The 23011-nt window shown below is 68.0% G+C and carries 23 protein-coding genes and 1 pseudogene; 14 read left to right on the top strand and 10 right to left on the bottom strand.

Going from position 1 to position 23011, the window contains the following annotated elements; genetic code table 11:
• On the top strand, window positions 1-196 hold a 196-nt coding region (locus tag LQ326_RS41170; RefSeq protein ID WP_234544192.1), incomplete at its 5' end, for a hypothetical protein.
• A 215-nt stretch (window positions 197-411) separates the two neighbouring features.
• On the opposite strand, the gene LQ326_RS41165 is transcribed toward LQ326_RS41170, so the two are convergent.
• Window positions 412-1269: a fumarylacetoacetate hydrolase family protein gene (locus tag LQ326_RS41165; protein WP_234544191.1), complete on the bottom strand. Its 858-nt coding sequence runs from the start codon at window positions 1267-1269 to the stop codon at window positions 412-414.
• Window positions 1270-1401: 132 nt separating this feature from the next.
• Window positions 1402-1929, bottom strand: coding sequence for a winged helix-turn-helix transcriptional regulator (locus tag LQ326_RS41160; RefSeq protein ID WP_234544190.1), 528 nt, complete (start codon window positions 1927-1929; stop codon window positions 1402-1404).
• 68 nt (window positions 1930-1997) lie between these two features.
• Here LQ326_RS41160 and LQ326_RS41155 point away from each other — a divergent pair, with 68 nt between their 5' ends.
• Window positions 1998-3407, top strand: coding sequence for an MFS transporter (locus LQ326_RS41155; RefSeq protein ID WP_234544189.1), 1410 nt, complete (start codon window positions 1998-2000; stop codon window positions 3405-3407).
• Window positions 3408-3450: 43 nt separating this feature from the next.
• Here LQ326_RS41155 and LQ326_RS41150 read toward each other — a convergent pair whose 3' ends face one another.
• From LQ326_RS41150 to LQ326_RS41140, 3 genes are all read right to left on the bottom strand, one after another.
• Complete coding sequence (locus tag LQ326_RS41150; protein ID WP_234544188.1) at window positions 3451-4164, bottom strand: YidC/Oxa1 family membrane protein insertase; 714 nt, start codon at window positions 4162-4164, stop codon at window positions 3451-3453.
• A gap of 90 nt (window positions 4165-4254) precedes the next feature.
• Window positions 4255-4575 (bottom strand): DUF6412 domain-containing protein, encoded by a 321-nt coding sequence (locus LQ326_RS41145; RefSeq protein ID WP_234544187.1) that lies wholly within the window; start codon window positions 4573-4575, stop codon window positions 4255-4257.
• Window positions 4576-4797: 222 nt separating this feature from the next.
• On the bottom strand, window positions 4798-5487 hold the full coding sequence (locus tag LQ326_RS41140; RefSeq protein WP_234544186.1) for a glycosyltransferase family protein: 690 nt from the start codon (window positions 5485-5487) through the stop codon (window positions 4798-4800).
• 213 nt (window positions 5488-5700) lie between these two features.
• Here LQ326_RS41140 and LQ326_RS41135 point away from each other — a divergent pair, with 213 nt between their 5' ends.
• On the top strand, window positions 5701-6906 hold the full coding sequence (locus LQ326_RS41135; protein WP_234544185.1) for a glycosyltransferase: 1206 nt from the start codon (window positions 5701-5703) through the stop codon (window positions 6904-6906).
• A gap of 86 nt (window positions 6907-6992) precedes the next feature.
• Window positions 6993-7376: pseudogene (locus tag LQ326_RS41130) on the top strand (signal peptidase I); the annotation flags it as partial.
• 22 nt (window positions 7377-7398) lie between these two features.
• On the opposite strand, the gene LQ326_RS41125 reads toward LQ326_RS41130, so the two are convergent.
• Window positions 7399-8187 (bottom strand): class E sortase, encoded by a 789-nt coding sequence (locus LQ326_RS41125; protein ID WP_234544198.1) that lies wholly within the window; start codon window positions 8185-8187, stop codon window positions 7399-7401.
• Window positions 8188-8504: 317 nt separating this feature from the next.
• On the opposite strand from LQ326_RS41125, the gene LQ326_RS41120 reads away from it, so the two are divergent.
• Window positions 8505-9977: a glycoside hydrolase gene (locus LQ326_RS41120; RefSeq protein WP_234544184.1), complete on the top strand. Its 1473-nt coding sequence runs from the start codon at window positions 8505-8507 to the stop codon at window positions 9975-9977.
• A gap of 97 nt (window positions 9978-10074) precedes the next feature.
• Window positions 10075-11187: an alpha/beta hydrolase gene (locus LQ326_RS41115; protein WP_234544183.1), complete on the top strand. Its 1113-nt coding sequence runs from the start codon at window positions 10075-10077 to the stop codon at window positions 11185-11187.
• A gap of 43 nt (window positions 11188-11230) precedes the next feature.
• Here the strand turns inward: LQ326_RS41115 and LQ326_RS41110 are convergent, their stop codons facing one another.
• Entirely contained in the window at window positions 11231-11521 is a 291-nt protein-coding gene (locus LQ326_RS41110; protein ID WP_234544182.1) for a DUF1905 domain-containing protein, read from the bottom strand.
• A 56-nt stretch (window positions 11522-11577) separates the two neighbouring features.
• Here LQ326_RS41110 and LQ326_RS41105 point away from each other — a divergent pair, with 56 nt between their 5' ends.
• Window positions 11578-12591, top strand: coding sequence for a hypothetical protein (locus LQ326_RS41105; RefSeq protein WP_234544181.1), 1014 nt, complete (start codon window positions 11578-11580; stop codon window positions 12589-12591).
• A gap of 291 nt (window positions 12592-12882) precedes the next feature.
• Window positions 12883-16053 carry a DEAD/DEAH box helicase gene (locus LQ326_RS41100; RefSeq protein WP_234544180.1) on the top strand — a complete coding sequence of 1057 codons (3171 nt, stop codon included), beginning with the start codon at window positions 12883-12885 and terminating at the stop codon, window positions 16051-16053.
• A gap of 160 nt (window positions 16054-16213) precedes the next feature.
• On the opposite strand, the gene LQ326_RS41095 is transcribed toward LQ326_RS41100, so the two are convergent.
• Window positions 16214-16903 carry an ATP-binding protein gene (locus LQ326_RS41095; protein WP_234544179.1) on the bottom strand — a complete coding sequence of 230 codons (690 nt, stop codon included), beginning with the start codon at window positions 16901-16903 and terminating at the stop codon, window positions 16214-16216.
• A gap of 181 nt (window positions 16904-17084) precedes the next feature.
• Here LQ326_RS41095 and LQ326_RS41090 point away from each other — a divergent pair, with 181 nt between their 5' ends.
• The 5 genes from LQ326_RS41090 (at window position 17085) to LQ326_RS41070 (ending at window position 20075) form a co-directional block, all read left to right on the top strand.
• Window positions 17085-17933: a helix-turn-helix domain-containing protein gene (locus tag LQ326_RS41090; RefSeq protein ID WP_234544178.1), complete on the top strand. Its 849-nt coding sequence runs from the start codon at window positions 17085-17087 to the stop codon at window positions 17931-17933.
• On the top strand, window positions 17930-18133 hold the full coding sequence (locus LQ326_RS41085; protein WP_234544177.1) for a DUF397 domain-containing protein: 204 nt from the start codon (window positions 17930-17932) through the stop codon (window positions 18131-18133). Before LQ326_RS41090 ends, LQ326_RS41085 begins: the two co-directional genes overlap by 4 nt.
• A 239-nt stretch (window positions 18134-18372) precedes the next feature.
• Entirely contained in the window at window positions 18373-18762 is a 390-nt protein-coding gene (locus tag LQ326_RS41080) for a hypothetical protein (RefSeq protein ID WP_234544176.1), read from the top strand.
• Window positions 18763-18806: 44 nt separating this feature from the next.
• The gene (locus LQ326_RS41075) at window positions 18807-19835 is read left to right on the top strand and encodes an SRA domain-containing endonuclease (RefSeq protein WP_234544175.1); all 1029 of its coding nucleotides are present in this window, start codon (window positions 18807-18809) and stop codon (window positions 19833-19835) included.
• Window positions 19836-19883: 48 nt separating this feature from the next.
• Entirely contained in the window at window positions 19884-20075 is a 192-nt protein-coding gene (locus tag LQ326_RS41070; protein ID WP_234544174.1) for a DUF397 domain-containing protein, read from the top strand.
• A 104-nt stretch (window positions 20076-20179) separates the two neighbouring features.
• Here the strand turns inward: LQ326_RS41070 and LQ326_RS41065 are convergent, their stop codons facing one another.
• Window positions 20180-20656 carry a DUF6924 domain-containing protein gene (locus LQ326_RS41065; protein WP_234544173.1) on the bottom strand — a complete coding sequence of 159 codons (477 nt, stop codon included), beginning with the start codon at window positions 20654-20656 and terminating at the stop codon, window positions 20180-20182.
• Between the two features lie 193 nt (window positions 20657-20849).
• Window positions 20850-21554, bottom strand: a complete 705-nt coding sequence (locus LQ326_RS41060; RefSeq protein ID WP_234544172.1) for a Clp protease N-terminal domain-containing protein — start codon at window positions 21552-21554, stop codon at window positions 20850-20852.
• A gap of 142 nt (window positions 21555-21696) precedes the next feature.
• On the opposite strand from LQ326_RS41060, the gene LQ326_RS41055 reads away from it, so the two are divergent.
• Window positions 21697-22866, top strand: a complete 1170-nt coding sequence (locus LQ326_RS41055; RefSeq protein ID WP_234544171.1) for a serine hydrolase domain-containing protein — start codon at window positions 21697-21699, stop codon at window positions 22864-22866.
• Window positions 22867-23011: the final 145 nt, after the last annotated feature.

Below are 23011 nucleotides of genomic sequence, written 5' to 3'. Positions count from 1 at the left end.
CGCCGCACGGGACCAGGCGTACGCCCTGATGGTGCTGGGCCGGGCCGAGGCCGATCGCGGCGGGATCGACACCGCCCGCGTCCGGCTCCGTGCGGCGCACCGGCTGTTCACCGGTCTCGGCCTGCCCGACGCCGACGACGTGAGCCGCCTCCTCGATCACTTGCCGGACCGCCCCGCGCACCCCGACGCACCGTAACGGGGCATCGGCGCGGGCCGGTACCTCCATCGCGCCTATTTCCGGAGAGAGAATACCGAAAAAGCGAGACGGACGCCGAATATACCAGGGATGGACCACCTATATTCCCCGGCGCGCGAGAGAGGGCGCCAGCGGTCGCAATGTGCACGGAAAAAGGCCGCGGAGCCCCGGGTAATTCCGCTCCGAGGCGGCGCGGACCGAATTCGTCCCATTCTTTAGGCGTCTTTGAACTCCTGCCGCTGACGGCCGAGCCCGCTGATCTCCAGCTCCACCACGTCCCCGGCCCGCAGGAACGGCTTCGGCTCCGGCGCTCCCATCGCCACCCCCGCCGGGGTCCCGGTGTTGATGACGTCCCCCGGGTACAGCACCATGAACCGGCTGACGTACCGCACGACCTCGGCGACCGGGAAGATCTGCTCGGCGGTGGTCCCGTCCTGCTTGAGCTCGCCGTTCACCCAGAGCTTCAGCGACAGGTCCTGCGGATCGCCGACCTCGTCCGCGGTGACCAGCCACGGCCCGAGCGGGTTGAACGTCTCGCAGTTCTTCCCCTTGTCCCAGGTCCCGCCCCGCTCGATCTGGAACTCCCGCTCGGAGACGTCGTGCGCGACGGCGTACCCGGCGACGTACGCCAGCGGGTCCTCGTCGTCGGCCACATAGCGGGCCGTGCGCCCGATGACGACCGCCAGCTCCACCTCCCAGTCGGTCTTCACGGACCCGCGCGGCACCAGCACGGTGTCGTACGGCCCCACGACCGTGTCCGCGGCCTTGAAGAAGACGACCGGCTCGGCCGGCGGCTCGGCCCCCGTCTCGCGGGCGTGGTCGTGGTAGTTGAGCCCGATGCACACGACCTTCCCGATCCGCCCCACCGGCGGCCCGATCCGCAGCCCGGTGGCGTCGAGCGCGGGCAGCTCCCCGGCATCGGCGGCGGCCCGGACCCGGCCGAGGGCCGCGTCGTCGGCGAGCAGTGCCCCGTCGATGTCGTCGACGATCCCCGTCAGGTCCCGCAGGACTCCCTCGGCGTCGAGCAGCGCGGGCCGCTCCGCCCCAGCCGTACCGACTCGCAGCAGCTTCATGGTCGTCACCATCTCCCTTGACAGCAGTCACCCGGCCGATGGGTGCAGCCATCGGAGGACTGGTCGATCCTCCAAGATGGGCGTGCAGCGGGCAAGAGCACGTTCACGTACTGGACCATGGGCGGCCGCCGCTCACACGTGCTCCGTCTCCAGCGGCTCCAGGAGCCTCTTGGGCTTGAGGAGCGCCCGGCTGACCGGGTCCGCCGGGTCGGGGTCGAGGCCCGGCCCCGGTGTGATGAGAACGTCCGCGGCGGGTACGACGGTTCCGCAGGCGGGGCATTCGCCGTACGGGCCGAGTTCGGTCCCGCAGTCGGCGTGCCGGAAGTAGCGCAGCCGACGGTCCATGAGCTGCTCGCGCCCCCAGAGGGCGAGGGCGCGCAGGGTGGGCCACAGCGCGATCCCGCGCTCGGTGACGACGTACTCGTCCCGGGGCGGCGACTCCTGGTACCGGCGCTTCTCCAGGATCCCCTCCTCGGTGAGCGTCTTCAGGCGGGCCGACAGGACCGCGCGCGGGATGCCGAGGTGGACGAGGAAGTCGTTGTAGCGCCGGACGCCGTAGAGCGCGTCGCGGATCACGAGCAGGGTCCAGCGCTCGCCGACGACCTCCAGCGCGCTGGCGATCGAGCACTCCTGTGTCGCGTAGTCCTTGCCCAGTGCCATGGGGTCCACCTTAGTCAGTTTCCCGGTAGCGGGTTCAATGAACGAACCGACGGTGCTACGGTACCCCCATGACTAGGTTCAATGAAAGAACTGTGAAGCGCACAAGCCCCGCGCCCGTCACGGAGGACGCCACCGCCTCCCCCCGGAGCGGCCGCTCCACCCTGGCCCTGACCAGCGCCGCGACCGCCGTGGCCCTGATGACGTACACCGCCCCGGTGGTCACGCTCCCGGACACGGTCGCCGCCCTGCACACGCCCCTCTCCGCCCAGGCCTGGCTGCTGAACGGCACCCCGCTCGGCCTCGCCGCCCTGCTCCTGGTGGCGGGCAGCCTGGCCGACGACTACGGCCGCCGCCGCGTCTTCGTCGCCGGCACCCTCGCCCTCGGCCTGACCACCGCCCTCGGCGGCCTGACGACCTCCACCTGGGCCTTCACCCTCGCCCGGGTGGCGCAGGGCGCGGCCAGCGCGGCGATCCTGGCGAGCAGCCTGGGCCTGCTGGTGGCCGCGTTCCCGAGCCCGCGCGGCCGGCTGCACGCCACGGGCGTCTGGGGCGCGTTCGTGAGCGGCGGCATCGCCCTCGGCCCGCTGGTCGCGGGCGCGATGCCCGGCTGGCGGGTGGCGTACGCGGTCCTCGGCGCGGCCGCGCTGCTGGTGGCGGGCGCCTCCTTCCGCACGCTGACCGAGTCCCGCTCACCGCGCGGCGGCCGCCCGGACATCGCCGGGGCACTCACCTTCGGCCTGGCACTGGTGTCCCTGGTGGCGGCCCTGACCCTGGGCCGGGACGGCTGGCTGCGCGCACCGGTGGCGCTGCTGCTGGCGGCGACCCTCGTCCTGCTGGGCGCCTTCACCCTGATCGAGCGCCGCTTCTCACCCACCCCGATGATCGACCTGGCCCTCTTCCGCACCCCCCGCTTCCTGGTCTCCTCCCTCAGCGGCCTGGTCACGGGCCTGACGGTGATAGGCCTGTTCAGCTACCTGCCGGCGCTGCTGCAGCAGACGGTGGGGATGTCCGCGATGGACACCGCGTGGCTGTTCCTGCTCTGGTCCGGCCTGTCCTTCACCGTGGCGCTCCAGGCGAAGCGCCTGGCGGGCCGGGTCGCGACGCGCTGGCAACTCGCCGCCGGTTTCCTGCTCCACGCGGGCGGCGCGCTGACCATGCTGGGCGCCCTGGACGCGGGCTCCTGGCCCCGGCTGCTGCCGGGCCTGGTGCTGGGCGGCGTGGGCAGCGGCCTCCTCAACGCCGCGCTCCCCCTCCTGGCGGTGGAGTCCGTCCCCGCCACCCGGGCCGCGATGGGCTCGGGCGCCCAGCAGACCTTCCGCTACATCGGCTCCTGCGCGGGCGTGGCCCTCACCATCGCCATCGCCACGTCGTCCGGCGGCGGCCTGGCACACGGCGCCGACATGGCGATAGCGGTCTCGGCAGGACTCGCGGCCGTCGGAGCGGCGGGCGTGATGGCGCTGCGGGAGCGGGGGCACTGAACCCCTCACCCGGTTTCCGGGAACCTCTTCGAAGTCACCCCTCTCACCTGTACAGCACAGCCCGTTCAACCGCACTCCACGCCGTACTGGTCACGACATACAGCGCGGCGGCCAGTGGCACCACGGCGACGGTGACAAGAGTGAAGTACGACAGGTACGGCATGACCCTGGTGACGGCGCCCGCCCCTGGCACCTGCTCGCCCTCCCCGCCGCTCACCACGGCGCCCACCCCCGCCGCCGTCCGCCTGGCACGAAGGAAGTTGAAGGTGGCGACGGCGGCGACCACGGCGAACAGTGCCAGATAGGCCAGGCTGCCGGCGGTCCCGAACCCGTCGCCGAGGGAGTCGGCCCACCGCCCGCCGAGGGGAGCCCCCAGCAACTCATGGGAGAGCAGGCCGTTGTCGTGGCCGCCGATCGTGGAGTTGGAGAAGAGGTGGTAGAGGAGGAAGAACGCGGGCATCTGCAGCAGCACCGGCAGACAACCGGACAGCGGCGACACCTTCTCCTTCGCGTGCAGTTCCAACACGGCCTTCTGCAGCGCCTGCTGGTTCTTTCCGTGCTTCTTCCGCAGTTCGGCGATCCTGGGCTGGAGCGCGGTACGGGCGCGCTGGCCGCGGGCGGCGGCGCGGGACAGGGGATGCACGAGCAGTCGTACGAACGCGGTGAACAGGACGATCGCGGCGGCGGCCGCGGAGGCGTGGAAGAACGGCTGGAGCAGGTCGGCGAGATGCTCGACCAGGCTGGCGAAAACGGACATGGGTGGGAGCCCTCCGGGGGTCTCGTCGTGCCGTGGGTGAAGAGGTGGTACGGCATGACGACCCGCGCGGGGCCACCCGGACCGGGTGCCCTACGCGGCGGTCGTCTGGAGGGCGTGTCCGGGTGCTCGCGGGCGGGGGCGGCCCTTCGCATCCGGGTCGCGCTGCGGCAGGAAGGCCGTGCGCCGGGCCCGGTCGCGTATCGCCGTACGGACCCGGGTGGGCGGCACGGCGGGCGCGGCACGGGCGGCGAGGAACGTGCAGACGGCGAGGGCCGAGCCTGCGGCGGCGGTCGCGGCGAGCGCGACGGTGGTGAAGAGGCTGCCGGAGTCGAGCAGCAGGACGCCGAAGAGAAGGAGCAGAACAAAGACGGCGGGGCGCGACAGCAGGGCCGAACGGCTCTTCACGCGCATGCCCAGCCCCCTCCCACTCCCTGCTGCCTGTCTATTACACACGATCCGTTGCCGGCGGCTCGCACGAGCCGAGGCGCCACACGGTCAGCATCTTTGACAACCTGCCCCAGCCGCAAGCTTCCCAGCCCTGGTACCAGGAGCGCTTCGAACCCGACACGCAGCACCTGCCCCACCCGCGCGGGTCGCCCAGGTCCCCCGAGTCGCCCGTCGGCGCCCGGGAGGTCAGCCCTCGGGAGTGTTGTAGTTGACGATGCTCCCCACCATGTGAGCGACCGCCCCGGCCAGTGGGCTGTCCACCCCTTCCGCGACCACGTCGGGCAACCGGTGCGCCTGGTGCTCGGCGGCCGCGACCATGCCCCAGAAGGCGTTGAAGCCCGAAGGATCCGTCGGCTTGTCGATGGCCGCCCCCACCGTCAGGAAGCCGCCCGCCTCGACCACGGCCAGCGCGCCCATCTGCCGCAGCACGCCGGGATCCCGTTCTTCGGCGGCCACGACGCTCCACCCCGTCACCGCCGTGTGCCGTAACGCGGCGAGGAGACTGCCGGCCCCGTCCGCGTCGGAAACAACGATGTCAGGCAGCACCAGTGCCACCGGCCCCTGCGTCATGGGCAGGGCGGACCGGATCGCTCCGTCGAGACCCGGTTCAAACGACTCGTTCTGGTACACGAAAACCATTTGAAAGGTCTCGGCATAACGCGCGAGATAACGCACCGTGTCCATTTTATGCGCCCCGAACACGACGACCAGACGCACATTGAGTCCGCTTTTCGCCAGGTTGACGACGGCCTCCAGACTGCGGTCCAGGACCGTGACCCCCGGAGCCAGGCAGTGCAGCTCCTTCGGGTAGGGCGCACTGAATCGCGTTCCGAAGCCGGCGCAGGGCAATATGACCGAAACATCAGGTACGAACACTGACGAACCATGCATTCAGCAGCCCTCAGGTTATGTTGACGATCGGGAACCAGCCTGGAAGGCAGGCCGGCGCTCACCGCGGCCACCGAGGACGGCGCCCTGCTGCCCGCATATTCCTTACGCCCGACCGCATCGCCGTAAACGGGCATTTCCCGAAGCCCCGGCGGGTACGGACCGGAACGCATGGGAAGCCGGAGCGAAAGAGGGCGCGGAATGCGGGTGTTGTTGTCCACATACGGAACGCGTGGCGATGTAGAACCGCTGGTGGCACTCGCGGTGCGGTTACGGGCGCTCGGCGTGGAGGTGCGGATGTGCGTCCCGCCGGACGAGGAGTTCGCACAGCGCCTGGACGGTCTCGGGATACAACCGGTGCCCGTCGGCCCGCCGGTACGCGAGTTGATGCGCGGCACGGCCCTGCCGTCGGCGGCGGACCTGTCCCGGTACCGGACCGAAATGGTCGGCACGCAGTTCGACGTCTTCCCCTCGGCGCTCGACGGATGCGACGCCCTGGTGGCGGCCGGCCTGGCGCAGATCGCCGCGCGGTCGGTGGCCGAAGCAGCCGGCGTCCGCTACGTGTACGCGAGCTACGCGGCGGTCCACCTGCCGTCCCCGCACCACGCCCCGCCGCCACGACCGGGCTGGCCGGAGCCGGAGGTGCCCGACAACCGGGCGCGTTGGGAGCTGGACGCCCGCGCCGTGAACGCGGAGTTCGCCGAGACCCTCAACCGCCACCGGGCGTCGATCGGCCTGCCCCCGGTGGAGAACGTCCGCGACCACGTCCTCACCGACCGCCCGTGGCTGGCGGCGGACCCGGCCCTGGGACCGTGGCGCGAGACCCCGGGCCTCGACGTGACCCAGACTGGCACCTGGAGCCTGCCGGACGAACGACCGCTCCCGGCCGACCTGGTGAGCTTCCTGGAGGCGGGCGATCCGCCGGTCTACGTGGGCTTCGGCAGCATGATCCCGCCGCAGGACATCGCCCGCTCGGTCATCGAGGCGCTCCGCGCCCAGGGGCACCGCGCACTCGTCTCCCGAGGCTGGGCGGACCTCGGCCTGGTCGACGACCGGGACGACTGCTTCGCCGTCGGCGAGGTCAACCACCAGCGTCTGTTCCGCGAAGTGGCCGCCGTGGTGCACCACGGCGGCGCGGGCACCACGGCGACGGCCGCCCGGGCGGGCGTCCCGCAGGTGGTGGTGGCCGTCCAGCTGTCGGACAACCCGTACTGGGCCGGCCGGGTGGCGGACCTGGGCATCGGTGCGGCTCTCGACGGTCCGGCTCCGGCCGTCGGCTCCCTGAGTCTCGCGTTCAAGACGGCCCTGGCACCGGAGACCCGTGCGCGCGCCGAGGCGCTGGGCGCCGAGATCCGCACTGACGGCGCGGCGGTGGCCGCGAACCTGCTGGTCGACGCCCTCCGGTGAGCAGGAGCCCCGGCCGGCGGGAAGCCGGCCGGGGCTCCGTGTGCGTCCCCGGCCCGCCCAGCGGCCGCCTGCTAGCGTTCGGCCGCATGGAAGACCGCGTGTACGTAGGCAACGCCGGCAAGGACGCGACCGCGGACCGGGGATGGCTGCTCGGTCACTTCAGGGAGCAGGGGGATCCTCGCCACAGCGACGCCGTGGAGGTCAAGTGGGGCATCCACCCGCGCGGCGAGCGACGCGACCAGTGGGTGACGGGCGAGGTGCGCACGGCTCTCCTGGTCCTGGTCTCGGGCCGTTTCCGCCTGGAGTTCCCCGGCCGCAGCGTCCTGCTGGAAGAGCAGGGTGACTACGTCGTGTGGGGCCAGGGGGTGGATCACTCCTGGGCGGCCGAGGACGATTCCGTGGTGCTGACCGTGCGCTGGCCTTCCGTGTCCGGATACGCGGTCCCGCACGCGGAAGACCCGGCGAGTGCGCGGACCGGGCCGCTTCCCGGTGTCACGCCCGCGGCCGCGTCGACACCAGCTTCCCCCACACCACCATCCGGTACCGCGAGGTGAACTCGGGCGTGCAGGTGGTCAGCGTGATGTAGTACCCCGGCTCCTGGTACCCGTACGACGGCTTCACGATCGAGCGCGGTACGGGCCGTACGACCCCCGAGTCACGTGCCGAGGTCTGCGGCAGGATCTGGTCCACGACGTAGGTGTACGTCGCCGAACCGGTCTCGACCTCGATCGTGTCCCTGCGCCTGAGGCGGGGCAGGTAGCGGAACGGCTCGCCGTGGGTGTTGCGGTGCCCCGCGAGGGCGAAGTTCCCGGCCTGGCCCGGCTGCTGGGTGCCGGGGTAGTGGCCGACGTACCCGTGGTTGAGCACCTTCGGTTTGCTGACCCCCTCGGCGACCGGGACGCGCAGCCCGAGCCGCGGGACGACGAGGACGGCGTACGCCTGGGAGGCGACGACCCTGGTGGTGTACGACGTCCGCTGCCGGCCGGTGCCGGAACGACCGGACGACGGGGAACCGGCCGTACCGGAGCCGCCGTTCGCCCCGCTGCCCGAGCCACCGGAACCACTGGAGCCACCTGAACCACCGGTGTCCCCGGAGTCCCCCCACTGCCGCTCCAGCGCCTCCACCTTCCGCTCGGCCCCCTGCTTCGCCTCCCGGTTGGTCCACCACAACTGGTGCACGACGAGGAGCATGAGCACCACGCCCACGGTGACGAGGAGTTCGCCCCCGGTCCACAGCACCCGCCGGCGCCGCGCCCGCCACCGCCGCTCACCGTGCCCCACGACCCGCACCGCGCACCTCCCGCCGACCGACCCCCGGCCGGGCTCGCCGGCCCCTGGGCCGTTCGCGCCGACCCCGGTCGGTCCCGCACGATAGGGCGCCCGCCGCCAACTCACCAGAGCCACCGGACCTCCCGTCACCGGACCTCCCCACCCCCGCTTTCTCCACGGGTTTTAGAAAGCACTGTCAGAAAGCATGGTCACAACTCTCGACAACCTCACACGCCACACCCGATGCTTCCTGTTGGCATGCGGGGGGACGAGTCAACGCCGGTCCGGGAACCGGTGTTTGAGCCGCACGGAGAGGTTGAGAAGCAGCCATGATCCGACGCAGAACACTCCTGGCCGCCGCGGGAGGCGGCCTCCTGGGCAGCGCCCTGGCCACCGGCACGGCCCACGCCGACGCCACGATCGCCGTCAGCCCGTCCACCTCCTGGGGCACCTGGGAGGGCTGGGGCACCTCCCTGGCCTGGTGGGGCAACGTCTTCGGCACCCGCGACGACTTCGCCGACATCTTCTTCACCACCAAGTCGACGACGTACAACAGCACCTCGCTCCCCGGCCTCGGCCTGAACATCGCCCGCTACAACCTGGGCGCGAGCAGCTGGAACAGCGTGAGCGGCACGACGATGGTCGCCTCCGCCAACATCCCCGCCTTCAAGCAGATCGAGGGCTACTGGCAGGACTGGAACAACGAGGACCCCACCTCCTCGGCCTGGGACTGGACCGCCGACGCCACCCAGCGCGCCATGCTCGTGAAGGCGGTGAACCGCGGCGCGACGGCCGAGCTCTTCGCCAACTCCCCCATGTGGTGGATGTGTCTGAACCACAACCCGTCCGGCGCCTCCGACGGCGGCAACAACCTCCAGTCCTGGAACTACCGCCAGCACGCCTCCCACCTGGCCTCGGTGGCCCTGTACGCCAAGAACAACTGGGGCGTGAACTTCGCGACGGTGGAGGCCTTCAACGAACCGTCGTCCTCCTGGTGGACGGCGACGGGCACCCAGGAGGGCTGCCACATGGACTCGACGGTCCAGGCAGCCGTACTCCCCTACCTCCGCAGCGAGTTGAACAGCCGAGGCCTGACCGGCACCAAGATCTCGGCCTCCGACGAGACGAGCTACGACCTGGCCCGCACCACCTGGGGCGCCTTCTCCGCCACCACCAAGGGCTACGTGGACCGCGTGAACGTCCACGGCTACCAGGGCTCGGGCGGCCGCCGCGACCTGCTCTACACGGACGTCGTGACGACGTCCGGCAAGGCCCTGTGGAACTCCGAGACCGGCGACAACGACGGCACCGGCTACACCATGGCCTTCAACCTGCTCTACGACTTCCGCTGGCTGCACCCCACCGCCTGGGTCTACTGGCAGGTCATGGACCCCTCCACGAACTGGGCGATGATCGCCTACGACGCGAGCACCCTGGCCGCCGGCGCGGTCACCACCAAGTACTACGTGATGGCCCAGTTCAGCCGCCACATCCGCCCGGGGATGAAGATCCTCGACACGGGCGTGAGCAACGCCGTCGCCGCGTACGACTCCTCGGCGAAGCGTCTGGTGATCGTCGCCCTCAACACCGCCACGTCCGCCCAGACCTTCACCTTCAACCTCTCGGGCTTCACCACGGTGACCGGCGGCTCCGGCGGCCTGGTCCCCCGCTGGAACACGGTGACGACGGGCGGCGACGCGTACAAGTCGTACTCGGACACCTACCTGTCCGGAAAGACGGTGGCGGTGTCGGTGGCGGCGAAGGCGGTGCAGACGCTGCAGATCGACGGCGTGACGATCTAGAGGGACGCGACGGGTGCGCACGGCCTGACTCCGGTGGCCGTGCGCCCAGTCCCGGCAAGGAGGCAACGCCGGAGGCGTGGCGAACGTCGAGTGAGACATGAGGTTACGACTCCCCAGCCCGGCGCTCCGCCTGCTGACCGCACTGCTGTTCACGGCCGCCGCCCTGACGGCGGCCGCCCAGGTGCCGGCACGGGCCGAGAACGGCGACACTCCGGCCGTCCCCGTCCCCGTCTCGGTCGCCGCATACGACCTGGGCGACACGGCGTTCACCGACCCCCAGTCCGGCACGGTCAGCGAGCTGCGCGCGGTCGTGCACTACCCACGCCACCTGACCGGCCTGCTCCCGCTGATCGTCATGGCCCACGGCTCCTGGTGGGCCTGCGACGCCCAGGACGCCGACACCTGGCCCTGCCCGGCCGGCTCACGGCCGTTCCCCAGCTACCGCGGCTACGACTACCTGGGCGCCGCGCTCGCCGCCCGCGGCTTCGTCGTCGTATCGCTCAGTGCAGACGGCATCAACATGACGTCCTTCGACTACGGCGACCGGGCCCGGCTCATCGACGAACACCTGCGGCTCTGGCAGCAGTTGTCCGCCACCGGCACCGGCCCCCTGGCCGGACACTTCACCACCGCCTCCGGCCGCCCCGTCTCCCCGCACTTCGCGGGCCACGTCGACATGAGCCGCGTCGGCACGCTCGGGCACTCACGCGGCGGAAAGGGCGTGATGTGGCAAGCGTCCGACAAGCACCGCGACGAATGGCCGGCCGGCGTGCGCGTCCGGGCGGTCCTGGGCCTGGCACCGGTCAAGTTCGACGACCCGGAGGGCGACCACAGCGACACCCTCATCACCAGGCTGCCGTTCACGGTGGTCACCAGCTCCTGCGACGGCGCGGTCCACGAGGCGGGCCAGGAGTACCTGGACGACGTCACCGGCCTGAACACCGAGACCGACTACTCGGTGTCCCTGTCGAACGCGAACCACAACTACTACAACACCGCGTGGACGCCCCCTGCCCTCTTCGGCGACGACGACAGCACCTGCCCCACCCACGAACTGCCCCCCGCCACCCAGCAGAACGCCCTCACCACCTACGCGACCGCCTTCTACCGCTACGAGCTCTACGGTGACCGCTCCGCCCTGCCGACCCTGACCGGCGAACGCCCCCTGCCGGGCGTGACGTCGACGACACGGGTGGTCCCGGCCGCGTGAGCAGGGGCCGGGGGTGCGGGCCCGCCGCGTCCCCGGCCCCTCCTCACCCCAGGCGGACGGTCATCTCGACCCTCACCTGATCCCCCGCCGACAGCCCCTCCGGCTTGCGCACGGCACTCTTGAGCGGCAGCAGATACCCGCCGTCCTTGGGAAAGAGCGACGTCTCGAAGACGACGCCCCCGATCCGGGCCTCGACGGGTATGACCCCCCACCCGTAGGACGCCATGGCGGCCACGGCCCGGATGTCCTCGGACTCGTCCTGCGGCACGGGAACGAAGTAGTACGGCGCGGGCCCCCGCCACTCGATGACCTGCCCGCCGAAGGAAAGCTGCATGAGAGGAGTCTCGCCCGTCTCTCCTTATGTCACCGACGGGCAGTACGGTGTCGTTCATGCGCCCCGACACGCCTGCCGAGAACGTCGACCACACCGCCGAAGCGGCACGCCTGGAGCGGACCGCCGGCCTGTACCCGGAGGACGCCGAGACCCTTCTCCTCCGGGCCGCGGCCCACCTGGAACTGGCCGACGCCCGCCCCGCCTCGACCGCGCTCTACGACCGCCTCCTCTCCACCCCGGACACCCTGGAGAACGCGCCTCTCGTCAGGGCCCTCAAGGCGTCGAACCTGTGGGAGTACGACCACGAGGCCGAGGCCCGGGCGATCATCGACGGCATCCGCACCACGGCCCCCCGGGACCCGGCCCCCTGGGTGATCGTCGCCGAATCCCTGGAATCCCACGACGAGCTGGAAGCGGCGCACGACACGTTCACGGAGGCGGCCACCCTCCTCCTCACGGACGTCGAGGAACCCCCCTACGCCACGCACCCGGTGCTGATCGGCCGCCACCGGGTCCGCCGCATGCTCGGCCTCCCCCACGACGACTGGGACGCCCGCGCCGACACCCTCCACTCCTCCTCTGCCATCTCCCTGGACGAGCTCCACGACCCCAAGCGCGTCTGGTCCCTGGGCTCGGACAACCCCGAGGAACTGGCCGCGGAGATCTCCCGCCTCCGCGCCGAACTCGGCGCCTACCGCGAGGCCCTCTCCCGCCCCTTCCCGGTGGCGGTCCTGCACTGGCCGGCGACCGAACTGACGGAACTCCTGTCGGCGTACCCCGACCTGGCCGCCGAATACCCGTCCCACCCCGAGCACCTCGCGACCATAGAGTCCTCCCTCCGCGAACTCTCGGCCTCCGGCACCGGCAACCTGGGCATCGTCACCGGCACGGTCCCCTCCTACGAGGCGTTCGCCGCCTCGGAGGGCTCGTCCCCGAGCGACACCACCCTCCTTCCCCAGTACGCGACGACCCTGGCGGCGCGGGGCCGGGCAGTGGCCTGGCCTCCCCAGCGCACCTCGGACTGCTGGTGCGGCCAGCCCCAGCCGTACGACGCCTGTCACGGCTCCTAAACACGCAATTCCCGAGCCCGCCACCCGCCGCCGAGCCCACCCGGCGTGCCCGGACGACCCGAGGCGCCCCCGTCCCCGGCCAAGACCGCAGCCCACCCCCGGGCGCGCCCCGGAAGCCGTCCACTTTCCCCGGGCCGCCCGCTCGCTTCTCCCTCGTACCGGAGCGGCCTTGAGACGGGGCGCGGAGGCACGACACTGGAAAGAAGCGGGCGGCCCAACAGCAGCTCATAAAAACCACAGTCACCCTGAGGATTGTCACTCTCACCTGCTACAACAGAGTCATTGCTGTGCATGAGGGATTGGGGAAGCAGCGTGGCTCAGCCGGGGGACCTGTCGCAGCCTGTCGCGGGTGTTTACGAGGAACTCATCACCCACCGCATGCAGGAACAGATAAAGCAGCTGGATGCGGCTGGCTGGAAGGCCATCGATGACGAGGTCAGCGAGGAATCATCACCCCATGTTCTCGCCCGACACATCGGCCGGGCTATAGGACGGCGGCTCAGCCAGTTGCCGCAGGACAAGCGCGTCGCGGTAGCGAACCAGATCATCGCATCGCTTGCCTCCAGCTCTGCCGACCTCGAAACCAGTGATGCTATCGAGCTAATCGCCGATGGGCCCCGCCAGCTCCTGGCCCTCGCCGAGAGGGAAGCCCCCGGCGTCTACGCGATACGACCGCTTACACCCCTGTCCGAAACCGCGCTCATCACCAACTCTCCCGAGGACCCGAGCCTGGGCAGTGAACTGCGCGCCGAGTTGGCCACGGCGGACCGCATTGACCTGCTGTGTGCCTTCGTGAAGTGGTACGGCATTCGGGTCCTGGAGAGCTCGCTCCGCGAAGCCGCCCGGCGCGGCGTTCCCATTCGCGTCATCACTACGACGTACATGGGTGCCACTGACCGGCATGCCCTAGACCGACTCGTCCGAGATTTCGGCGCCGAAGTGAAGGTCAACTACGAGACCCGCTCGACGCGCCTGCACGCAAAGGCCTGGCTTTTTCGCCGCAACAGCGGCTTCGACACCGCGTACGTTGGCAGCTCGAACCTGTCCAAGGCCGCGCTACTAGACGGCTTGGAGTGGAACGTCCGCCTGTCGTCCGTCGCTACACCTGCCGTATTGAGCAAGTTCGAGGCCAGCTTCGACTCGTACTGGAATGACATAGCCTTCGAGGAGTACGACCCGGATCGCGACGCCCGCAAATTGGATGAAGCCCTTGGAGTGGCGGGTGGCTCAACGTCCAATCAGGACGCCAAGATCAGCCTCTCGGGGCTTGAGGTTCGCCCCTACCCACACCAGGCCGACATGTTGGAACGGCTACGCGTCGAGCGTGAGGTCCGTGGCCACGATCACAACCTGTTGGTCGCCGCCACCGGGACGGGTAAGACGGTCATGGCCGCGCTCGACTACCGTAGCCTGCACAAACAGTGGGGCGGCAGACAATATCCGCGGCTGCTCTTTGTGGCCCATCGCAAAGAAATCTTGAAGCAATCGCTGCGCAAGTACCGGGAAGTTCTCGATGACGCATCCTTCGGTGAACCGCTCTTCAGCGGCGAACTGCCCCGCGACTGGCAGCACGTCTTCGCAAGTGTCCAGTCGCTCACCGATCAGCGACTTGAGCAGTTCGACCCGGAGCACTTCGACATCATCGTCGTGGACGAGTTCCATCACGCCACCGCCTCGACGTATCGCCGCGTTCTCAACCACTTCAAGCCGAAGCAACTCCTCGGACTCACCGCCACTCCTGAGCGTGCCGATGGGCTGAACGTACAGGATGAGTTCTTCGAAGGTCGGATCGCCGCCGAGATGCGGCTATGGGAAGCGCTGGACAATGACCTCCTCTGCCCGTTCCACTACTTCGGTGTGCCCGACGGCACAGACCTCAGCCGCCTCAACTGGCGGTCGGGAACGTACGACCAGAGCCAACTCGGCGACTTGTTCTCTGCCGACCACGCCCGGGCACGCATCGTCATCAAGCAGGTGCGTGACAAGGTATCCGACCCGACGTGCATGCGCGCACTGGGCTTCTGCGTGACCAGGAAGCACGCCCACTTCATGGCGAAGTGCTTTCAGGAAGCAGGATTCGAGGCGGCGGCTCTGGATAGCGAATCGAAGCCCGAAGTCCGAGACCGAATCCTGTCGGAGCTCAAGGCCGGAGAGATCCAGGTCATCTTCTCGGTAGACCTGTTCAACGAGGGCTTGGACATCCCGGACGTCGACACCCTGCTGCTCCTGCGCCCTACGAACAGCGCTACGGTCTTCCTTCAGCAACTTGGCCGAGGCCTGCGCCGCACGCCGGACAAACCCGTACTCACTGTGCTCGACTTCATCGGCCAGCATCGCGCAGAGTTCCGGTTTGAGGAACAGTTCCGCGCGATGACAAACCTGTCGCGCAACCGCCTCCTTGAGCACGCAGAGCACGACTTCCCGCTACTGCCATCCGGCTGCCAGATCATCCTTGAGGGCAAGTCCAAGGACCTCGTACTGGACAACATCCGCACGCAGATCAAGGCCACCGTCCAAACCCTCGCCAAAGAGGTCAAGACCTTCAACACGCCACTCCTGGCCGACTACCTGCGGGAAAGCCGTCGGGAGATCAAAGAGCTGTACAAGTCCAGCAACTCGTGGACGTCCGTCCTGCGCCGCGCCGGCCTGGCCGATCTCCCTGAACAAGCAGGCGAAGAAGACCTACTGAAGCGCGCGTACGCGTTCCTGCATGTTGACGACCCTGAGCGTGCCGAGGCATACACCCGCCTGCTGAGTGATGACGCCCCAGCGTATGAGGCCCTGGACGCGAGGGACAGAACGTACGCGCGCATGCTCTTCTTTAACCTCTGGGACAAAGCTGGCGGTTTCACCTCCTACGACCAGGGCCTCGAATCACTCCGCGAACAGCGAGCTCTCCGTAGCGAACTACAGCAGGTACTCGATCACGTGATGGGCCAGGCCGACCACTTCCCCCTCCCTCTGGAGGGCCCTCACGCGCATATCCCCCTGAAAATCCACAGTGCGTACAACCGCTCCGAGATCCTGGCCGCGCTTGGCGTCGCTCGCCTCAACGGGCAGATGCCTGGGTCCTTCGCTCAGGGCGTCCTGTGGGACGAGCCGAACCAAACGGATGCCCTTCTGATCACTCTCGAAAAGAACGAGAAGGACTTCTCGCCGACGGTCCGCTACAAGGACTATGCACTGAGCCCTGCCCTCTTCCACTGGGAGTCCCAGAGCACTACCACTGACGCCTCACCCACGGGCCTGCGTTATCAGCAGCATGTGCAGCGCGGTAGCCACGTGCTGCTGTTCATGCGGCGCTATAAGGACACCGACATCGGCAAGCCTCAACCATGGATGCTGCTCGGCCCTGCGACGTACGTCCGGCACGAGGGGAGCAAGCCCATGGCGATCACCTGGCAACTTCACCATGAACTGCCTGCCGACGTGTGGTCATACTCGGCAATCGCCGCGAGCTAGTGCTGTGGCCGGGAAGGTTTGCCGGAAAGCTCGCGGCGTCCGGTGCGGTGCATCGCAAGGCGGAGCATCGCCCGCGTACTGGATGTACTCGGGTGATGCGACAACGCGGCGAGGTGCCGTGCCGGGCGTCGCGAGCCGGTGAACCTTTCCGGTCGCAGCACTAGCAGACTAGAGGAGCTTCAGAAACACCACCGATCTCGGCTTCAAAGTGAGTCTGGGCCCGGTCGAGCACGTCATCGGGGTCATGGCCGTGCGCACGCAACCAGTGCAGCAGGTCTGCCATGGCCTCAATGGCGGCCTCTTCCGCAGCCGCCACATTCAGCCGACTGCCGCTTCCGAGAACGGCACTACCGTGCGCAAGCGGCCAGGTTCCGTAAAGCTCAAGGATGGCCGAAGCGCGCGTGACGCGAGGGCCGTTTGTTGGGCTACAGACAGCGAAGTCGTCAACAGTCAGCTCACACCACACCACCTTGGTGTCGCCGCGCAGGGTCACACCCCACCGGTGGTCGGTCACCGCGTCGACTAGCGCCATTCCGCGCCCCGATTCCAGGGCAGTGCTAGCAGCAAGCAAGGTAGGCAGCGCCCGAGGATCAGGATCCACAACCTCCACACGAAGGTGCGGCCTATTGAGCTCCATGCGCAGTGTCGTGGGTGTGCCCTCGCCGACATGCTGAATGACGTTGGTCACGAGCTCTGATACGCAGATCTGCGCTGCATCCACATGCTCCTGCAACCCCCACAGGATGAGTCGAAGCCTCACCATCCGCCTCAGTTGGGCGACTTCTTCTGGATGGGCAGCAAACTCGTGCAGCCAGGGCTCCCGGACCACACGCCCACTTGCGTAGATCATCTTCGTCCACCTTCCCCACACACACCGTCGCGAAGCACCACGAAGCCGTGACTCCTAGTGACAGATTCGCAGCGGGGAATCCCTTCCTGCAACATGCACGAAGGGATTCCCTCGTAAGGGTGATTGGTCTTTCGGACGTCTTCCGGTGGGATGGACTTTCCGCTAACTACGAGGAGTTGACATGGCCGGATCCCCTACAGCGCGCCGTCGCCGACTGGCAATCGAACTCAAGCGCCTTCGCGAGGAAAGCGGCCTCACTTGTAGCCAGGTAGGCAAGGAGCTCGACTGGAGCAGTTCCAAGGTCAGCCGTATGGAAACGGGACAGGGGCGCGTCCAAGCCTCAGATGTCGATGCGCTCTGCCGCTTCTACGCGACCCCCGAAGAGCTACGCGACCTCCTGAAGTCGCTGGCCAAGGAGTCCAAGACCAAGGGGTGGTGGCACGCTCACGGTGATGCCATCCCCGCCTGGTTCTCTGTCTATGTCGGCCTTGAGCAGGCCGTTTCCAACTTGCGAACGTATCAAGCGGAGTTCATCCCGGGCCTACTGCAAACCGATGAGTACGCTGCCGAGCAGTGCCGCGCCTGGGTCGACCACACCTCCGAGGACATCAGGCGCATGGTCGATGTCCGGATGCACCGCCAGGAGTTGCTCACGAGAGAGGACGCGCCCGACCTGTGGGCCGTCATCCACCAGAGCGCACTGCAGCACGTGGTCGGCAGCCGCCAGGTCATGAGCCGACAACTCGAACGTATGCTGGAAATCGGCAAGTTGAAGAACGTGACTCTCCAGATCCTTCCGTTCGATGCAGGCGCCTACCCCACGACGGGGTCGTACACAGTCCTCGGCTTCCCTGAGCAGGAGGACCCCGACATGGTCTACCGAGAGGGGCTCACCGATTCGGTCTACCTTGAAGAACCCAAGGATGTGGCGCTCTACGCGAAGGCGTTCGACCATCTCAGAGCATTGGCACTGAGCCCTCAGCGCTCGACCTCACTGATCACCAGACTCCTGGAGGAGCATTCCCGATGATGTCGTCGTCCAACATCCAGTGGCACAAGAGCAGCTACAGCAACGGCATGGGGGGCGAGTGTTTGGAAGTTGCATTTCTCGTTGAGGCAATAGCCGTGCGCGATTCCAAGTTCGCCTTGGGTCCGCAGGTCACGTGGAGCGCCGCTGCATGGCAAGGCTTTATACAAGCAATGCCCGCAACAGATGCCAAAATGCGCTAGCTGACCGGCTGCTGCGGATCACGAACTATCTCGCCGGCTCGCTGTAGGAAGCTCGCATACGCCTCCACCATCTCACCTCTAACTCGGCTAAATCTGGACCAGTCTCCACTCACCCCCGAGGCACCTATGCCCCCTATATGCAACAAGGCACCCATCGCCTCCACCGACTTTCCAGTGAGCGCATAAGCCAGCGAATACGCCTCGCTTGGTCCCCATAGCGCCAATTGACTCGTTTTAGCTTGGAGTTCGAGAGCGCACCCTTGCATCTCGCGTCCCGTCGACGTATCAAGCCGCTGCCCGTTAAGTACTTCAGGCGCAATACGAGCGAATACGTCATCCAGAGCCGCATAAGCCGCAATGAGGGCGGCAAAGGATTGATGGCGCTGGCTACGCACCCACTGCCAGTGTTCCACTGCCGCCTGACCATGTACCTGCGCCAAGGCGGCCTCAACGGCCTTACGTCCGCCGACTTCTGCCCCGTATTTAGCGTACCTGCCAGCGATCACCGCTCCGACGACTGCGGCCACGAAGGCGACAACAGCCGAGACGACGGCACCCATTGCGTCACTCATCGCACCATCCTCACCCCGGCCCTGCGCGACCACAATGCCCCTCGAAGGACCCTCTAGCACCCCCCGCGCACTGTTGGCACTGGAACCATTAATCTCGCCTCATGACAACGCCTACACCTCCGCTTCAGCCCGGCGCCGTCCTCACGCGTGCGCAAATCCATCCCGTCCTCGGCGGCAGTGGCTACGCCGGAATCTGCCCAGCCGTGGAAAAAAAGAACGTTCTTCTGTTTTCGGACAGCAAGATTGGCGAGCGCTACGGATATCGCGACGGGTGGCTCGCCGAGGATGACGAAATAGGCCCCATATTCACCTACACCGGCGCCGGCAAGCGGGGAGACCAGCCCCTGAGCGGCGGAAATGCCGCAATCCTCGACCATGCGAACAAGGGCCGCACTCTACACCTTTTCATAGCAGTAGGGAAGATACCGGGGAGCGACACCCGTACGCATAGATATATCGGGCAGTTCAAAGTCGACGAACTCAACCCATTCGAGATACGGGAAGCCGAGGACGAATTAGGCCACCACCGCAACGTCATTGTCTTCCGGCTACGCCCCACTGGCCCCTACATCCGGGATACTTCCGACACTCTTCAAGTAGCTCCCAGATCAAGGTTTCGATTCAATCAGACTGCGGGACGTCTCGCGCGGACGTACCGCCGTCAGCGACGGCAACAACAACCAACCTATGCCGATCAAATAGAAGCAGCCCGCGACGATCTAGCCGAAGCATTCGAAGAGCGTGAGACCGCAGCTGGGCACCCCATTGTTCAACTCGAATTGTCAATGCGGAACTCAACGTCTCAGCTCTCTTTCGACATATACAACCGCACAAACAACACGGTCTACGAGCCAACGGCCAGCGCAGCACGCGAGTCCATCACTCAAGCCCTTGCACAACTCCTCGATGCTCGGCGCTATTTGAGGGAGCTCGACCACGATCAACCCCTCCACCTGATGGTTCTCACGCCTTCGCTCCCTCGTGAAGAGCTCCGTGACTTGCTCGCAGAACATGGGATCGGCATCGTCTACAGAAACGACAGCGGCGATTTCTCCGAGTTCGACAATTCCACAGCCCCGAACGGCGCGCCACGAAGCTTCCGCTGCATCGATTGCCCAGTGCCCGCCTAGCAGCAGGCTCCCCCATCCATGATCGGACGCGCCCGCTAGGAGCCATGAATGCCCGTCGCCGATGGAGTTACCGAAGATCCCATATGGCTCAAATCATCCTACAGTGGAGGAAATACGACCGAGTGCCTTGAGGTGGCATTTCGCAGAGCACAGGTACTCATACGTGATTCCAAGCGGCATGCGGGTCCTCGCTTGAGGATCTCAGCCGAGACTTGGAGGAGGTTCGTGGCCGACGTCTAGGCGGACGGCTCCTCAGAAGTCGTCCCCGGTCACCGCGCATCCCCGTGGGATGCGCAGGCACAGGAGATGTGCCCACGGGCGTCGAGGACGAAAGGCACTCCCCCTCAGGCGGACCGGTAGACGCCCTCGGCGTCGTCGTGGGCCCACGCCGCGTACTCCTCGAAGCCCAGGTTGCCGATGCTCAGGTTCGCGTGGACGTCGTGGACGCCTGCCGGTGTGGTGCGGAACTCGGTTCCGAACTCGGTCAGTTGGTCGTAGTCCTCGTCGTCAACGCACTCCTCCCGGGTGAGGGTGGTGACCGCGAGCAGCGGGTGGCTCCCGGTCCGCATGGTCGTGCGGTCGGCCAGGAAGACCACGGCGAGGTTCTCGTCGGCTGAGACGACGGGAAGTATCTCTTCGGCGGTCGCGTCCGCCCAGGCCGGGTCGTCGACGAAGTGGACGCGTGCCTCGTAGGCGCCGTCTCCCCAAGGTGCCATCAGTGCGGCCGTCACGTCCTGCCAGGTGCGGTCGTCCTCGTAGTCGGTCCTGACGACCAGGGCGTCGAACTCATCGCGACCGGTGACGGCGGGCAGCGTTCTCATGGTGCTCTTCTCTTCGACGGGGCTCGGTGGCCGGTGGTGCCCGACTGTCTCATGCCGGGCAGGGCGGAGACCGAGCAGGAACGGGCCAGGGCCGTCGGCTGCCCAGCGGGCCGGTTCCTGCCGGTGAGCCTGAGGCGCCTGGGCCTTTGGGGGACCGGTTCGAGCCGGTCCCCCGTGGCGGCCGGTCGCCTCGTCACCGGGTGTCGTCCGCGGCCCGGCGCCTGGTGATCTCCGTCTTCACCGTCTCGTGCAACTCCTCCGACGTGAAGCCGAGGCCGCGCAGGATCTGGGCGGCCGGGCTCTCCGCCACGCGGATGAGGCCCAGGAGGGTGTGTTCGGTGCCGACCCAGTCATGGCCGAGGTCGGATGACGCGCGGCGGGCCTGGCCGATGGCCTCCTTGCTCTCCGGGTGAAAGGGGATGTGGCCTCGCGGTGCCTTCTTCCCGGCCGGCGGCAGGGCTTCCTGGATCGCGTCGCGGATGCGCTGCTCGGACCCGGTTTTCGCGAGCAGCAACTCATACGCCAGGCCGTTCGGTTCGCCGAGGAGGCCGAGCAGGAGGTGTTCGGTGCCGATGGAGTCGTGCTTGTGGGTGCGGGCGGCCTCCTGCGACAGCACGATGCTGTGCCGGTTCAGGTTGGTGTACCGCTCGAATGCGGTGGGCGCGTGGCGCTGCTGGGCGGCCTGCTTGGACACGCCGATGGCGTCGCCGATCTCGGTCCACGAGGCGCCGGTCTGCTTGGCCTTGCTGACGTAGTGGTCGATGAGCTGGTCACCGAGGTCGGACAGGGTCTGGGCGCGCAGCCGGGCCTCGCTGATGCGGGCCAGTTCGCCGGCGTCGGGGAGTTCCTCGTCGAGTCGGGCGATCAGGTCGGCGAGACTGATGTCGAGTGGGCTCATGCGTCAACTTTAAATTGACGATCTCGTGTCGTCAATCTGTAATTGACGATTTCTTACGGCTCGTCAGAGCGCGCGCCGTCGCGCCAACTGACAGGTGGGACCTGTTGGTTGGAGCCAGCGTGGCCGGTGTCAGGATGAGGGCATGACGACGATCCACGGGGAAGTGGCCGACGGGTTCGAGGGTGTGCGGGAGGCGTTCCGCGCCAACTTCGCGGAGCGGGGGGATGTCGGGGCCGCCGTCTGCGTGTACCGGGACGGGCGGCCGGTGGTGGATCTGTGGGGTGGGGTCGCCGATCCCGACACCGGGCGGGAGTGGGAGCGGGACACCCTGCAGCTCGTGTACTCGGCGACGAAGGGGGTCACCGCCACCGTCGCGCATCTGCTCGCCCAGCGTGGGCAGTTGGACCTCGACGCGCCGGTGGCCGCCTACTGGCCCGAGTTCGGGGCGGCGGGGAAGGCGGAGATCCCGGTGCGGTGGCTGTTGTCGCACCGGGCCGGGGTGGTCACCGTCGAGCCGCCCGTGCCGTTGGAGGAGGCGTTGCGCTGGCGGCCGATGGCCGACGCCCTCGCCGCGCAGCGGCCGGAGTGGGAGCCGGGGACCGCGCACGGGTATCACGGGCGGACCTTCGGATGGCTGGTCGGGGAGGTCGTCCGGCGGGTGGACGGCCGTACGCCCGGACGCTTCTTCGCCGAGGAGGTCGCCGGACCGCTGGGCCTCGACTTCTTCATCGGGCTGCCGGCGGCCGAGCGCGGGCGGGTCAGCCGGATGGTGTATCCGAAGCCGGAGGTCGACCTGAGCACCGTACCGCTGGAGCTCGTGCCGTCGGAGGCACGGGAGTTCGTCGCCGCGCTGCAGGATCCGCGGTCGTTGAGCAACCGGGCGTTCACCGTCACCGACCCCGCCGAGATCGACTTCAACTCGGCCGAGGTGCAGGCCGCGGAGCTGCCCGCCTCCAACGGGATCGGCACCGCGCGCGGCCTCGCCCGGATGTACGCCGCGTTGATCGGGGAGGTGGACGGGGTACGGCTGTTCAGCCCCGAGACGCTCGCGTCCGCGACCGCGGAGCAGGCCGCCGGGGTGGACAAGGTCATCATGTTCCCGGTCCGGTTCGCCTCCGGGTACATGCTGCCGGTCGAGACGAACCCGCTGACCGGTCCCAGCGCCTTCGGCCACCCCGGCCGCGGCGGGTCGATGGGCTTCGCCGACCCCGAGCACGGCATCGCCTTCGGGTACGTCATGAACAGCATCGTCGAGGGTGCCGAGGACACGCGTGCCGCCGCACTCGTCGAGGCGGTACGGGCCGCGCTGTGACCGGGGGCGGGAACGAGGACTCTGGGCAATGTTGCGCGGACTGCATCAACGGGTTCGCTGTGAAGTGCCGGGACAGTACCGCTTCTCGTGGTGGGTCGCGTCGAATGGTCCCTCGGAGGGGGTGATTCGTTGTCGGCCTTGGCCT

This window comes from Streptomyces shenzhenensis, from assembly GCF_021462265.1.
In the GTDB taxonomy this organism is placed as follows: Bacteria; Actinomycetota; Actinomycetes; order Streptomycetales; family Streptomycetaceae; genus Streptomyces; species Streptomyces shenzhenensis.
The sequence above is the reverse complement of the archived record's forward strand: the minus strand, read 5'-3'. Positions and strand labels throughout refer to the sequence as shown.